At 56.9% G+C, this 14,680-nt stretch carries 9 protein-coding genes; 1 reads left to right on the forward strand and 8 read right to left on the reverse strand.

Annotated elements, in window-relative coordinates:
• Window positions 1-103: 103 nt before the first annotated feature.
• The 3 genes from B2X55_RS10505 to B2X55_RS10515 all read right to left on the reverse strand — a co-directional run bounded on the left by B2X55_RS10505 (window position 104) and on the right by B2X55_RS10515 (window position 8,297).
• A complete protein-coding gene (locus B2X55_RS10505) occupies window positions 104-6,499 on the reverse strand; it encodes a beta strand repeat-containing protein (RefSeq protein WP_286822081.1) in 6,396 nt (2,131 codons plus the stop codon).
• Window positions 6,500-6,567: 68 nt separating this feature from the next.
• Window positions 6,568-7,212 carry a filamentous hemagglutinin N-terminal domain-containing protein gene (locus tag B2X55_RS10510; RefSeq protein ID WP_286822082.1) on the reverse strand — a complete coding sequence of 215 codons (645 nt, stop codon included), beginning with the start codon at window positions 7,210-7,212 and terminating at the stop codon, window positions 6,568-6,570.
• Between the two features lie 224 nt (window positions 7,213-7,436).
• Complete coding sequence (locus B2X55_RS10515) at window positions 7,437-8,297, reverse strand: polysaccharide deacetylase family protein (RefSeq protein ID WP_286822083.1); 861 nt, start codon at window positions 8,295-8,297, stop codon at window positions 7,437-7,439.
• A gap of 199 nt (window positions 8,298-8,496) precedes the next feature.
• Between B2X55_RS10515 and B2X55_RS10520 the strand changes: the two genes are divergently transcribed.
• Window positions 8,497-8,694 carry a DUF1858 domain-containing protein gene (locus B2X55_RS10520; protein ID WP_036378940.1) on the forward strand — a complete coding sequence of 66 codons (198 nt, stop codon included), beginning with the start codon at window positions 8,497-8,499 and terminating at the stop codon, window positions 8,692-8,694.
• 62 nt (window positions 8,695-8,756) lie between these two features.
• On the opposite strand, the gene B2X55_RS10525 is transcribed toward B2X55_RS10520, so the two are convergent.
• The 5 genes from B2X55_RS10525 to B2X55_RS10545 are packed head-to-tail and all read right to left on the reverse strand — an operon-like array spanning window position 8,757 to window position 14,671.
• Window positions 8,757-10,472, reverse strand: coding sequence for a proline--tRNA ligase (locus tag B2X55_RS10525; protein ID WP_286822085.1), 1,716 nt, complete (start codon window positions 10,470-10,472; stop codon window positions 8,757-8,759).
• Complete coding sequence (gene ispG / locus B2X55_RS10530) at window positions 10,459-11,556, reverse strand: flavodoxin-dependent (E)-4-hydroxy-3-methylbut-2-enyl-diphosphate synthase (protein WP_404810293.1); 1,098 nt, start codon at window positions 11,554-11,556, stop codon at window positions 10,459-10,461. Before ispG ends, B2X55_RS10525 begins: the two co-directional genes overlap by 14 nt.
• 27 nt (window positions 11,557-11,583) lie before the next feature.
• Complete coding sequence (gene rseP / locus B2X55_RS10535) at window positions 11,584-12,621, reverse strand: RIP metalloprotease RseP (RefSeq protein WP_286822088.1); 1,038 nt, start codon at window positions 12,619-12,621, stop codon at window positions 11,584-11,586.
• Window positions 12,622-12,681: 60 nt separating this feature from the next.
• A complete protein-coding gene (locus B2X55_RS10540; protein WP_286822090.1) occupies window positions 12,682-13,830 on the reverse strand; it encodes a 1-deoxy-D-xylulose-5-phosphate reductoisomerase in 1,149 nt (382 codons plus the stop codon).
• Between the two features lie 10 nt (window positions 13,831-13,840).
• Window positions 13,841-14,671: a phosphatidate cytidylyltransferase gene (locus tag B2X55_RS10545; protein WP_279182440.1), complete on the reverse strand. Its 831-nt coding sequence runs from the start codon at window positions 14,669-14,671 to the stop codon at window positions 13,841-13,843.
• Window positions 14,672-14,680 lie beyond the last annotated feature (9 nt).

The raw sequence follows: 14,680 nt of genomic DNA on the forward strand, positions 1-14,680 counted from the left end.
AAATCCTGCTTTTGCAAGTGGAAATTCATTTTCTACAGAAAAAGAAAAGCCCTCCCTATCCCCAAGGGGATGGAAAAGGCTTTCCCGAGCATCCAGAAGATGCTTATTCTTTGCCGAAATGGATGTAGACACCGTCGAGGTCAGCCACCTCGAGGCCCATCTTCGTGAAGGCCACATGGAGTGCCTTCTCGAAGAGACCGCGGTTCTTCGTCTCGTCGCCGACGACGATGAGCTGCGCTGCAGCATCATCGTCCGGCAGGATCGTGAAGCGCGAGCCATTGTACTTGAGCGTGAATTCGCCCGTGCCCTTGTCCGTCGTCAGCTCCGTGTCAAGCTCGCGATACTGCGTCGCAGGCTGGTTCGGTTCCGGCAGGACCTGAGCCGACGGCGCGATCTTGACTTCCGTCGTGCGCTTGGCGACATCATAGGTGCCGTAGCGGTGCGTCGTCTTGTCCTCCAGTACCTTGAAGAACGGCAGCGTCACCACGCGCTTGTCCTCCGGACGGTCGCCGCCGCGGTCGCGGTCACCGTCCCAGACCGTCTTGTGGCCCGTCGTCTCCGTCGTGTTCTCCGGCGTGTTCGGCGTGTTCTCCGGCATCTCCGGCAGCGGCGTCACCGTACCCGTGCCCGGCGTCACCGGCGGATTGACCGGCGGCACGATATCCGGCTTGCTCGGCAGATTGACTGTGATATCACCGTCATAGTGATAGCGGTAATTGCCGTAGACCTTGCCGCTATCAATCGGACCATAGTCCGGCAGCGACGTGCTGACACCGTAGTGACCATTCGGCAGTCGGCCGTCCGGCGTGTACGACGGCGTCACCGTCTCGCCATAGACGAGCTGCCCATTGATCGGATCCGGGCTCGACGGATTGTTCGGATCCGTGACCGTGTAGACCACATCCCCGAGCGTATTGCCATTGCCATCGACATGGAAGTGAACATCCTTTGGGTTGATGGTCAGCGTAGCATCGCCGCCCGAAATCGTATAGTTCTTGAGGAAATCCTCCGACTTGTTGCTGACAGTCGTCTTGAAATCATAGTCGCCGACATGGTTCGTCTTCGTGTTGTTCTCGATATAACCACCGCCGTAATTGCCGTAGTCATAGGAGATGTCCGATTCCTTGCCCTTGTCGCCATTCGTCAGGCCGTCAACTGACGAGACCGTCTTGCCGACCGTCGTACCGTAGTCGGTGCCGTAGTCGACGCGGACATCCTTCGTCGTGATCTCCAGCGGCGCCTTGTTGACGATGATGTCGCCCTCAATCGTAACGCTGTAGTTCTTGCGGGCATCACTGCCATCTTCGTGGACAATGCCGCCGCCATCCGATTCCAGGTCATTCTTGTACGTCCCGGCATCCGCCGTAGTCCGTCCATCCCGGTTCGTCTCATAAGCGCCGCCGGCCTTCGGCGTCATGCTCAGGCCAACCGTCGAGATGGCATCGCCATTGACGAGTGTCGGCGTCGTGACCTCCTTGAAGGTCTTGTCCGACGAGCCATACGTCTGGACCATCTCGTTGGTGATGGTGATGGGCACTGGCTTCAGCGTGACTGTCCCCGTCCAGTCCACGACCACATCGTAATTATCCAGCGATGTGTTGGCCACTGCAGTGCCGATCGTGTAACGGTCAAGGCTTCCATCGGCCTTGTATTTCACATCATTTGTGCGGTCGCTGCTCAGAAGAGCGTCCGTCGTATTCGTGATGCCCAGCTGGGAAGCCAGCGCCTCCAGATCGTCGCCATTCGCATTGCCGGTCACAGCCGTGGCCGTATCGAGTTCCGACTGTACCGCTGCGGCATCACCATAGGCTTCCGTGTAGTCACCCGTGGTGAGATGCAGGGCAGCCTTGTTGATGGTGGCATTGCCCTTCTCGATCTCGATGTTGTAGTTCTTGAGCGTCTTGTCCGTGGATCCTTCCAGGTAGTACGGCCCGCCGTTCACCGTCTTGGTCACCTTGCCGGCTTGTTTTTCCTCTGCCGAGGCATCGCCCGTATTGATATAGGTGATATCGCCCTTGCCGTACGTCCCATCGAGAGCGCTCGTCACGACGTCTGAGCCATCGCCGTTCGTCAGGCCTTCGATCGTATCGGCATCATATCCATAAGCGCCGGTATCAAAAGCCGTGCCGTAAGTAGTGGAAACGTCGTTAAGCTTCACCTTGACGGTTGCTTTATCAACTGTGGCCTTGCCTGGTGTATTGGTTTCGATTTCGTAGTTCTTAGCGGTCTGTCCGGTCAGGGTAAAATCTCCCAACAGCTGATACTTCCCGTCAGCATCTTTGATGTAAATCTTCTTTTCATTGCTGGCAGCATCAGTGACAGCCCCGGTATTGGTGTATATTGCCGTAATCCCGTTTTCCTTTACAGAATCCACTGTATCCCCGTTGGCATTGCCGATTAGTGTGTAAGTGTAGGGCCTCCAGGCATCAGATCCGTAGGTGGTGCTGGTATCTCCCACCGTCAAGGCCAGTTTGGCCTTGTTCACCGTGGCCGTGCCGCTCGTGATATGGACATTGTAATCAGCAAGGGTGCTGTTCGCCGTTCCCTGGAGTGCATATGTCCCGGCGTTCTGCGTCACAGCGCCTTTGGCAATCTTATCCGGATCTGTGGCGTTGCCGGCATTGGTATAGCTGAGGAAATCATCTCCCAGTACAGCATCCTGGGTATCCCCGTTCACCAGCCCGCCTTTGGTGCTATCTACCGTATAGCCATACTTGGTATCATCAAAGGCCGTGCCATAGGTGGTGGACACATCCCCCACCGTCAGGTAAAGGTCTGCTGGATTCACAGTGATGGTGCCGCTACCGGTGACCTTATAGTTGGCGGAAGCATCGCTGCCATCGCTAGCCTTTACCTCTGCACTGGAAGTCAGATATTGGTCTTCATATTTGCCTACATGGGCCGTATCGTTGCTACCCTTGCTGTCAGCATAAGTACCATCAGTAGAAATGGTATACTTGATATCGCTATCAGTCAGAGTATCTCCGTTCACCAGCTGGGTTTTGTCGTAAGAAGGCGTCCCGCTCTTCACCCTGGAGTTGCCATAAGTCTGGGTACCATCGGTGTTGATGATCAGTGTCTTCCGAGTGATTTCCACTTCCCCATCATTGGCCGCCTTGTCATACCCGTTCATGGTCTTGCCCCCATCCTGATAGGCCACATCCATCACGTAGAAGGCTTTGTTCCCATCGCTGGCCGTCTTATACGTTTTATTGCCATCTGCATCTGTCACCATTTCATTTCCGCTGGTCCGGGTGGCTGTTGGCACAGCACCGTCACTGGATGCGCTAACCGTAGCCAGGCCCGTCTTCGTTCCGTCCGAACTGGTCACATAAGTCAGATAACTGGATTCATCGAAGTTTTTGAAGCTGGTAACATCAATGTCATTCCCGCTGGAATCCTTATAAGTCGCTTTGGAAGTCAGTGTGTCCGTCATCATTTCTTCAGACAGGGTATCTCCATAGGTCTTGGAAGCATAGCCGCCGGAAATGGTAATCACCGGGGTTACCTGGAAGATGAACTTGTTGCTGCTCGTATCGGTATAGTCGGTCAGTGCATTGCCGGCACCATTGGCCGTGACCACACTGTTGGCACCGGATTTCGCCGTCCACTGGGCATTGGTACCGCTATTCAGATTGCTGCCCAGGCTGGTGTCATGGTCGCTGGGCGAATTGACATAGACCTGCCAGGTGCCCTTTTCGCCGGTGGTAATGGCATTTGTACCGGTGGTTTTGTTTACCAGAGCGCCCTTGCTGCCCTGGGCATCAATGATGACAGCGCCATTATCCGAGCTGCCAGATGCTATCGTTCCAGCAGTAGCATTGCCATCATAATCGACACCAGCCCCCAACGTAATCTTGCCGGAATCTCCAGTGGAAGTCAGACTGATTTTACCACCATTAGCAGTCGTTGCCCCGCGTGCGGTATAAGGATTAGCGGTAATGCCATGAACTTCAATATTGCCAGAAGAAAGAATGGTCGCGTTATCCTTGTATTTATCTTCCAGCGTAGTAAAAGTATCCGTTTCTTCGCTTTCGCCGGAATGGATTTCTCCGCCTACTTTGACACCATTTCCAGAGATATACAGTCCATGGTCGACATAGATAGTACCATGATAGTAATCAGTAACATTATTATTATCAGTTCCTACTGTCACTGCATTGTTACTTTCGATGCTTACCGTGTCCAGAGCCTTGGATTTACCAATATCTCCCTGCAGTTTGACTTCGCCAGTGCCGGAATTGATTTTCAGGCTGGAATTGGCAAGATTCTTTTCCTGAACAAATCCTTTAGCCCAGGCACTCTGATCGCCACCATAACCGCCAGCCATAGCAATATCATCCCACTGGTTTTGGGTGCCATAACCAACGGTCAGGAAGGGACCACTATTATCCGGCTGTGTTCTGGTAACTCCACTTACAGGCCAAGTCTGCCAGTTGACAAATCCATATATATTACTTCCACTGTTATAAGTCTTTTGGGCGGTTACAGTGCTCCAGTCAGATCCTACATTACTATAGAACTGTGTACCCTTACCATTATTCTCTAAGCCTTCTGGGCCAGTTACCCAGTACATACCATTCGAATAAAGCGGATCATCTGGCAAGCCATAGTAGGAATACGGCAACTGCTTCTCTCTATCTAGATTACCCCCAGTCTTATGGAGGACACCTGAACCTCTAGCACCAACAAAGAGAGCGGTTGCAGAATTTGGAGCCGTCAAAGAATTCTCCAAGACAGTTGTGAGGGTAGCTAAATAAGTATCACCGACAGCAGAGCCATTACCATTCTCCCCCTTCGCCAAGTTCTTAGCAACAAACCAGTTAACTGAAAGCAAGTCATTGATATCCGCCTTCAAGTTTTCATACATGGTCTTACCATTTCCCATAGTTGTCTTATCGTTCTTTAAAGCAGTTACTAGAGAGGTATTATCCGTGTAACTACTGGGATCAAATGAACCATACTTACTTGTATAGTTAGCGGAAGCAGCTGTCTTGTAATATACAAGGAATTCTTTGACAATCATGCTATCCGCGACACTTGTTTCAGTGACTTTCACAGCTGTCCAGCCGTCACCCTTAGTAGTCGAATAACCTATACCTTTCCCTGTCCAACGGGGGTCTTCTGTATTGGCCTCAGCATAGGTGTAATGAGGACCATCAATCGTTTGTGAATCCGTGGTTGTTTCATAGTTTCCATTTTCATCAACCTTATAACTTCCATCAGGATTCTTTACATAATTAACAGACTTATAATGATAGGACGGAACAGTACCTGCTTCCAAATATTTATCTACAAGGCCAGAATTATTAATTAAATTTTCCCACTCATCTGTCCCGTAAATATACGTAGCATAGCTATTACCAGAATTAATGATTCCGGTCACCTTAACGGCACCATTCGTATCTTTCCCACTAGAATCCAAAGTCAGTGTACCACCGTTAAGGCCGATAGCCACTTCACCATTTAAGGTAATATCTCCACCTTTCGTTTTAATATAACGATCAGCCTTGGAACCATCTGCGACAAAATTAACATTGACATTACCAAAATAGGTACCTACAGTAGAGCCATCTGACTTCGGCCCAGTTCCATTTTTAATAGAACCTTTGTCATATCCCTTTGTTGTTTCGTTCTCTTTATTAGGAGAATAGACAAGATTTCCGCCACTAGAAGAAATAAAGTTACCGCCATTTGTATCAATATCAGCATTGATAATAACAGCACCAATCTTGTTGCCATCGGTATCTGAATTCAACAATACGTTCAGCTTTCCACTAGTCGAGGTAATGGCTTTATTGATAGTGATATTGCGCATAGCATCCAGCGTAAAGGTCGCATCTGTTCCTGCTTCCTTTTTAATGGGAGAATTGACCGTGATATTGGCCACACCATTAGTCGCTATAGCCTGGATGGTAACATCCGTTCCTTTGTTCAGTAAGTCTGTAATGGTTTTTGTCTTAATCCAAGTAATTGCCGAACTTACAGCAGATGCATCGGCCGTTTCCTTACTAGTGGGATCGTGATAGTTAATAGAAGTATTGCTAGACAGACTGTTATCCGACTCATATTTTTTTATATCAATCTTTGCTGCATCATACGCTGTAGTCGGGTCATTGTCCGCAATGTACACGTTAAGCGGGTCGAGCAGCCACTCGCCTGCCTTGCCGCGTTCGCCCTTGGCATCGATATTGAGATTGTTGCCGAGGTTCAGCACATCGCCGGAGGTTTCGATCTTGCCGCCGTCGATGGCGCCGCGGGCCAAGAGATTGGTTCCATCATTGACGACAGTTTTCTGGCCGATGCCTTTGATGCTGCCTGCGCTCTGGCCTGCTTCTTTGCCGGAGGCGTCGAGGGTGCCGCTGACTTCGACCTGGCCGCTTTCGCCGCCGTCGAGCAGGATCTCGCCCTTGTCGTTCGCGTGCAGGGTCTTGGCCTCGATGACGCCCGTGTTGTTGACGACAGTGCTCATGAGGTCGCCGGCGCTCTTGGCCGTCATGACGAGGTAGCCGCCGTCATTCTGGAGCGTGCCGCTGTTGAGGGCCTTGGCGTTCGCGAGGCTGCCGTTTACCGTGAAGTTGAGCTTGCCCGCCGTGTCGGCTGCGAGGCTGAGGTTCTTTGCTGCGGCGAGGACAGTCTGGCCGCCCTCATTCGCGATGGCCCCGTGTTCTCGACATTTGTCGCGTGCAGGGCGACAAGGCCGCCCTCGGCTTTGATGGTGCCGGCGTTGATCACGCTGGCCTCCCTGCCAGCTGCAATCTGCAGGCCGAGGTCGCCCTTGCCCTGCGCGAAGTTACGCATGTCGTCATCGGTCACGTTGGCCGTCGAGGCGACGAGGCCGCCGACGTCGACGCTGCTGTTCTTGCCGAAGAGCACGCCGTTCGGGTTGATGACGAAGACATGACCTTTAGTCGAGAGCGAGCCGTCGATGATGGACCGGCCGTCTCCTACGACGCGGTTGAGGGCGATAGCGCTCTTGCTGTTCTGGTCGAAGTGGACCTTTTCGTCCTTGGCGATGTTGAATTTCTGCCAGTCGAGAGCGAGGCGGTCTGTCTTCTGGTTGATGACCATCGTCTTTTCATCAGGACGTGCAATCTCACCCTGCCCGGCGACGACCTTGCCCTGCTCCGGCATGGCCTGCACGCTGCTGCTGTGCAGCGACATGGCCATGATAGCGATGGCAATGGCGGCAGATTTCGACTGCCAGGTCATTGTTTTTCTGTGTTTATGTGTGTTCTTCATGATTCCTTTCCCCTTTATTCGTTACGCCAGAGGCATGACGTCTTGCTCAGTGATTTACCTCACATTCTATTGTATAAAAAAACAGGATGCTTTTCTTTAGCATCGGGTTAAATTTACCGATTTATAAAAGAAAAACATCCTGTTTCTGGAAAACATTTCTTATTTATGTACTTTTTGTGCAAACACCTGTGTGCTCAGTGCTTCGTCCAGCCGAAACTCTCGAACTGCGGAGTGTAATGGATACGCTCGATGAAGTCGCGGTTCGTCTTCTCTGTGTGGAAGATAGGCACGCGCTCGAGGGCGTAGATGTTGCTCTTGCGGCTGACGCCGCCGTACTTGATGGTAAAGGCGGCCTTGTAGCCGGCCTCGCGCACGAGCTGGGCGATGTGGAGGTTGTAGGCACCCGTCGGGTAGGCCATGTACTTGACCTCATGGCCGAGCTCGGCTTCGGCCTTCTTCTTCGACTCGACGAGTTCGGCGCGCAGCTGGTCGTTCGTCAGGTCGGTCATCGACTTGTGGTCGACGGTGTGCGAAGCGACGGTCATGTCGTTCTTCTCCATCTCGCGGCACTCGTCCCAGGTCAGGTAGCCTTTGCGCGTGCCGAGGAAGCTCGTGACGACAAAGACCGTGCCCTTGAGGCCGTACTTCCTGAGGATCGGGTAGGCGTTGTCGTAGTTGTCCTGGTAGCCGTCGTCGAAGGTGATCAGGACGGGATTGTCGGGCAGCTGGCCCGTGCCCTCGAGCGCGTCGTAGAGCTCGTCGGGCGTGATCGCGTGATAGCCGTGCTCCTTGAGGTAGCGCATCTGCCAGTCGAAGTCGGCCGGTGCGACGGCAAGCGACAGGAATTCATCGCTGACCTTGTGGTAGTTGAGCACGAGGATCTGCGGGCCATCCTCGCCCGTGTCCGGCTCCTGTGCCGTGCTCGTCGCCTGCGTGTCATCTATGCTCCCTGCCATCTCAGCCTCGTGGCCGACCGTCGGCCGCAAGAGAACCACCGCCGCGAGGCAGACGACTGCCACCAACACCAGTCCCAGCAAACGCCATGAACGCTTCATCAAATCTTCCTCCTGCTTCTGTCCGTGTTACTCGCATCTATCATACCACAGATTCTGGAAAAAAGTGGAAAAGTTTTTGGCTATCTAGTGCATTTCTCGAAAATGTGGTATAATCCTCTTGGCGGTAATATACCCCATCCACGTATATGTGACGTAAATCACAGCGATTTTATATTGTTCCACAGGAGGAATTTTCATTATGGCAATCACGAAAGACATGAGCATCCTTGAAGTCGTCCAGAAGTACCCGGACACGGTTGACGTATTCGTCAACGCCGGCATGGGCTGCCTTGGCTGCGCTGCTGCACACTTTGAGAACATCGAGCAGGGCGCGATGGCACACGGCATCGATGTCGACCAGCTCGTCAAGGACCTCAACACGGTCGTCGGCGCATAAGACAGGCCTATAAAAAAGAGCTGCACCAGATGGTGCAGCTTTTTTGATTGCCGTTTTGGATCTCAAAGGTCCTTGAGCAGCGCCTGGACTTTCTCGAGGTAGTCGGCGCGGGTGAAGTTGTAGACTTCGCCGGTCTTGCGGACTTTGACTTCGATGACGTCTTCCTCGACAGCCTTCGGGCCGATGGTCACGCGGACCGGATAGCCGATGAGGTCGCAGTCTTTGAACTTGACGCCGGCGCGCTCCTTGCGGTCGTCGAGCAGGACGTCGAGGCCGGCCTTGCAGCACTCCTCGTAGATGCCCTCGGCATACGTCAGCTGCTCTTCCTTCTTGGCGTTGACGGCGACGACGACGACTTCGAACGGCGCGATGGCGCGCGGCCAGACGATGCCCTGCTCGTCGTTGTTCTGCTCGATGGCGGCGGCCATCGTGCGGCCGACGCCGATGCCGTAGCAGCCCATGACGAGCGGCTGCTCTTTGCCGTTCTCGTCGAGGAAGGTCGCGCCCATCGCCTGGCTGTACTTCGTGCCGAGCGTGAAGACCTGGCCGGCCTCGATGCCGCGCGTCATCTTGAGTGGTGCGCCGCAGTGCGGGCACGGGTCGCCCTCTTTGACCATGCGCAGGTCGGTGACGATGATGGCGTCCTTATCGAAGTCGCGCTGCGGGTTGACGTTCTTATAATGGACGTCTGCCTCGTTGGCACCCGTGACGGCGTTGTGCATGTTCATGACGGTCGCGTCGACGAGCACGTGCGTGCCCTTCTTGATGCCGATGGGGCCCATGAAGCCGGGGCAGCCGCCGGCAGCGCGGATGGCCTCTTCGTCGGCCATGCGCAAGTCGAGTGCGCCCTCGATCTGGTTGATGACCTTGATTTCGTTGACATCGTGGTCGCCGCGGATGAAGGCGAGCACGAGCTCGTCCTTGTCGGTCTGGTAAGCGACGGCCTTGATCGTCTTGTCGGCCGGCACCTGGAGGAAGTCGCAGAGGGCCTCGATTGTGTTCGTGCCCGGCGTGCTGACTTTCTCGAGCGGCAGTTCGTCCTCAGCCGGGATCTCTACCGGCTTGAGTTCGGCCTTCTCGTCGCTCGCTGCGTAGTCGCACTTCGTGCAGACGGCGATGTTCGACTCGCCGGCGTCGGCGAGGACGGTGAACTCGTGGGAGTGGCCGCCGCCGATGGCGCCGTTGTCGGCCTCGACCGGGCGGAACTCGAGGCCCATGCGGGTGAAGATGTTCGTGTAGGCATCGTACATCTTCTTGTACGACTCGTTCATTCCCTCGACGTCCTTGTCGAAGGAGTAGAGGTCCTTCATGATGAACTCGCGGCTGCGCATGAGGCCGAAGCGCGGGCGGCGCTCATCGCGGAACTTGTCCTGGATCTGGTAGAGCATCAGCGGCAGCTGCTTGTAAGAGCGGACTTCGTCGCGCACGAGCGCCGTGATCATCTCTTCATGCGTCGGTCCGAGGCAGAAGTCGCGGCCATGGCGGTCCTTGATGCGCATCATCTCATCGCCGTAGACGCCCCAGCGGCCGCTCTCCTGCCAGTACTCTGCCGGCTGCAGGATCGGCATCATGATTTCCTGGCCGCCTGCGGCGTCCATCTCCTCGCGGATGATCTGCTCGATCTTGCGGATCGTGCGCCATGCGAGCGGCAGGAAGGTGTACATGCCGCCGGCCGTCTTGCGGATCATGCCAGCGCGGTACATGAGCTGATGGCTGGCAATCTCGGCCTCAGCTGGCGTGTTTCTAAGTGTTGGTGCATAAAGGTTACTTGCTCGCATGTTTGCGTTCCTCCAATATCTGGTCAATTTCCTGGAATAATTCGTTCACGAGGTCGGCTTCGGGCACTTTGCGGACGATCTCGCCCTTGCGGAAAATGAGGCCCTCGCCGTTGCCGCCGGCAATGCCGACGTCGGCGCCGCGCGCCTCGCCCGGGCCGTTGACAACGCAGCCCATGACGGCCACCTCGATGGGCTCTTCGATGTCCCTGAGCTTCTCCTCGACCTGGGCGGCGATGGCCGGCAGGTCGATGCTCGTGCGGCCGCAGGTCGGGCAGGCGACGAGCGTCGGACCGTACTCCTTGAGGCCGAGTGACTTCAAGATCTCATTGGCGACGCGGACCTCGACGACGGGGTCGCCCGTCAGCGAGATGCGGAAGGTGTCGCCAATGCCCTCGGCGAGCAATGCGCCGATGCCGACGGCCGACTTGATGATGCCCGTGTTGACCGTGCCGGCCTCGGTGATGCCGAGGTGCAGCGGGTAGTCGACCGTCTGGCTCATGAGGCGATAGGCCGCAATCGTCAGCGGCACGTCGTGCGCCTTGAGGGAGATCTTCATGTCGTGGAAGTCGAGTGCCTCTAGGATGCGCACATGCTCCATCGCCGACTCGACGAGCGCCTCCGGCGTGACGCCGCCGTACTTCTTGAGGATCTTCTTGTCGAGGGAGCCGGCGTTGACGCCGATGCGGATCGGGATGCCGGCCTCCTTGGCTGCCTTGACGACGGCCTTGACCTTCTCCTCGCCGCCGATGTTGCCCGGGTTGAGGCGCAGGGCGTGAATACCCTGGCGGATGGCCTCGAGCGCGAGCTTGTAGTCAAAGTGGATGTCGGCGACGAGCGGCACGGTGACCTGGCGCAGGATATTGCCGAGGTTCTTGGCGGCCTCCATGTCGGGCACGGCGAGCCGCACGATATCGCAGCCTGCGGCCTGCAGGGCGCGGATCTGGGCGACAGTCGCCTCGGTGTCCGTCGTCTTCGTATTCGTCATCGACTGCACGGAGATCGGCGCACCGCCGCCGATCGCGACCTTGCCGATGTGGATCTGGCGCGTCGGACGGCGCTTCTGTAAATCGTACAAATCGTACACTTCCTTTCGAATTAGTCGGTGTCAGCCTCAGCCGCCGAAGATCACGCGGACGATGTCGTTCTTCGTTGCGAGCAGCATCAGGAGGAGCAGCAGGACGATGCCGACGTTCTGCGTGTAGCGCAGGGCAGTCGGACTCAGCGGCTTGCCGCGCACGGCCTCGACGCAGAGCGTCAGGAAGTGGCCGCCGTCGAGTGCCGGTATCGGGAAGAGGTTGACGATGCCGAGGTTGAGGCTCAGGAAGGCCGCGAAGTTGAGGAGCGGCACGAAGCCCATCTGGGCGACCTCACCCGCCATCTGCGCGACACCGATCGGGCCGGCGAGCTCTGCGCCCGACAGCTCGAGGACGATCTTGTAGAGGGCGTCGACCATCATGTAGAGGATGGCCCCCGTCTTCTGCACGGCGAGCTTGGCCGACTCGACAAAGCCCGGGTAGCGCGTGTCGACGGAGCCCATGACGCCGACCATCGCGCGCTGCGAGCTCGAGTCGTAGGCCGGCATGACCGTCGTATCAAACGACTCCCCGCCACGCTCGACGGTCAGGTTGACAGGCTTTCCCGCGCTGTCCTTGACGCCAGCGACGAAGTCGGACCACGTCGCGATTGGCGTTCCGTCAATGGCGAGCACGCGGTCGCCGTCCCTGAGGCCCGCTTCGGCCGCCGGCTTGCCCGCAAGCACCGTGCCGAAGACCGGCTCTGTGCTCGGCGTGCTGACACCGGCGAAGAAGAAGATGCCGAAGAACAGGAAGAGCGGCAGTATAAAATTCATGATGGAGCCCGCGAGAATCACAATCATGCGCGAGCTCACAGGTTTCTCGCAGTAACCGCGGCTGCCTGCATCGTTCTGCTCGGGGTCCATGCCGGCGATGTCGTTGAAGCCGCCGAGCGGGATCGCGCGGATGGAGTACACCGTCTCACCGCGCTGGAAGCTCACGAGCTTCGGCCCAAAGCCGATGGCAAACTCGTCGACGCGCATGCCCGTCATCTTCGCCGTGACGAAGTGGCCGAGCTCATGCACGAGGACGAGCAGGCCGAAGACAAAGACAGCTGCTGCTATTGTCAATACCATTGCTTCACCATCCTTTTATCGTGTCATAGTGAATCTTGCAGTGAATCAAATGAAGACGCATCACTTCGCGAGCAGCGAGGCAGCGTACGCGCGCGCCCACTTGTCTTCCTCGAAGAGCTCTGCAAGTGTCGGCTCGACGATGCATTCGCGCTTCATCATCGTCTCTTCGATGATGTCGTAGATGTCGAGGAAGTGGATGGCATCCTTGAGGAAGGCGCCGACGGCGACTTCGTTGGCCGCATTGAAGACACACGGCATCGAGCCGCCCATCTTGCCGGCCTCGTAGGCAAAGCGCAGACCCTTGAAGGTGTCGGTGTCCGGCTTCTCGAAGGTCAGGTCCTTGAGCTTCCAGAAGTCGAGGCGCTCGAAGGTCGAGGTCTGCCGCGTCGGGTACGTCAGGGCGTACTGGATCGGCAGCTTCATGTCGGGGCAGCCGAGCTGTGCGATGACGGAGCCGTCGCAGAACTGGACCATCGAGTGGATGATGCTCTGCGGGTGGACGACGACCTGTATCTTGTCGTAGTCGACACCGTAGAGCCACTTCGCCTCGATGACCTCAAGGCCCTTGTTGACGAGCGAGGCCGAATCGACCGTGATCTTCTGGCCCATATTCCAGGTCGGATGCGCGAGGACCTGCGCCTTCGTCGCGCCGATGAGCGCTTCGCGCTTCTTGCCGCGGAACGGGCCGCCGGAGCAGGTCAAAAGGAGCTTCTCGATTGTCTCGCGCTTCTCCCCCTGCAGGCACTGGAAGAACGCGCAGTGCTCGCTGTCGACGGGCAGGATGGAGACGCCCTGCTCCTTCGCGCGGCGCATGACGATCTCGCCGGCGACGACGAGCGTCTCCTTGTTGGCGAGCGCGATGTTCTTCTTGGCGTCGAGCGCCTTCATCGTCGGCTCGAGGCCGGCAAAGCCCATCATCGAGGTCACGACGGTGTCGACGTCCGGGTAGGCCGCCGCGTCGATGAATGCCTGGCGGCCGCCGGCGAGCTTCGTCCTGCCCGTGTAGCGCGACTTGAGGCGCGCGTAGGCGGCCTCGTCAGAGAGCACGGCGAGCTCCGGCTCGAACTCGCGGATCTGCTTTTCGAGCAGTTCGTCGCTCGCATTGGCCGCGAGTACGGAGATGTGGAAGAGCTCGCGATGGCCGCGCACGACGTCGAGCGTCTGCGTGCCGATGGAGCCCGTAGAGCCTAATACGGCAATATTCTTCATAGCATTTCCCTCACTTCAGGCCGAGGCCCGCGATCAGCACAAAGTAGTAGACGAGCGGTGCCGTGAAGAGCACGCTGTCAAAGCGGTCCCAGACGCCGCCGTGGCCCGGGATGATATTGCCCGAGTCCTTGATGCCCGTGTAGCGCTTCGCCACCGACTCAACGAGGTCGCCGAGCGTCGCCAGCAGCGAGATGCAGAAGCCGAGCACGGCCATCTCGACGATCGGCAGCGAGAAGAACACGCCGAGGCCGGCGACGGCTGCCGTCGTGCCGACGACAGAGCCGAGGAAGCCCTCGACCGTCTTGTTGGGGCTGATTGTCGGGCAGAGCTTGTGGCGGCCGATAGCCGAACCCGTGAAGTAGGCAAACGTGTCACTGGCCCAGGTGCCGATGAACATGACCCAGATCATCGCGCAGCCGAACTCAAAGGAGCCAAGCGAGGTCATGAGGTGCTGCTCTGGATAGAGGTAGCGCAGCATGACCATGTGCGCAAACGGCAGGCCGAGGTAGAGGATGCCGGCGACCGACGTGCAGGCGTCGACGAAGGAGACGCGGCCGTGCAGCAGGACGCTCTCCAAGAGCACGATGAGCACGATGCCCGTCGTGACGGCCATCGACTCCTCGGCATTGCCGAGCCACGCGCAGCCCCAGAGCAGGATGAGCCCGAGAATGCCCGTCAGGAACGTCAGATTGCTGCCCTTCCGGTGGAAGGCGCGCGCGTATTCAAACCAGGCCAGCACGGAGAGCACGAGAGCAAAGCCAGCGAACAGGGCCCCGCCCGTCTGGATGACGAAGGCAGCCAGCGCGATGCCGACCACGCCTGTGATGATTCTTGTAAACAACGAAACCGC

Source organism: Mitsuokella sp. UBA4253, from assembly GCF_002395285.1.
In the GTDB taxonomy this organism is placed as follows: domain Bacteria; phylum Bacillota; class Negativicutes; order Selenomonadales; family Selenomonadaceae; genus Mitsuokella; species Mitsuokella jalaludinii.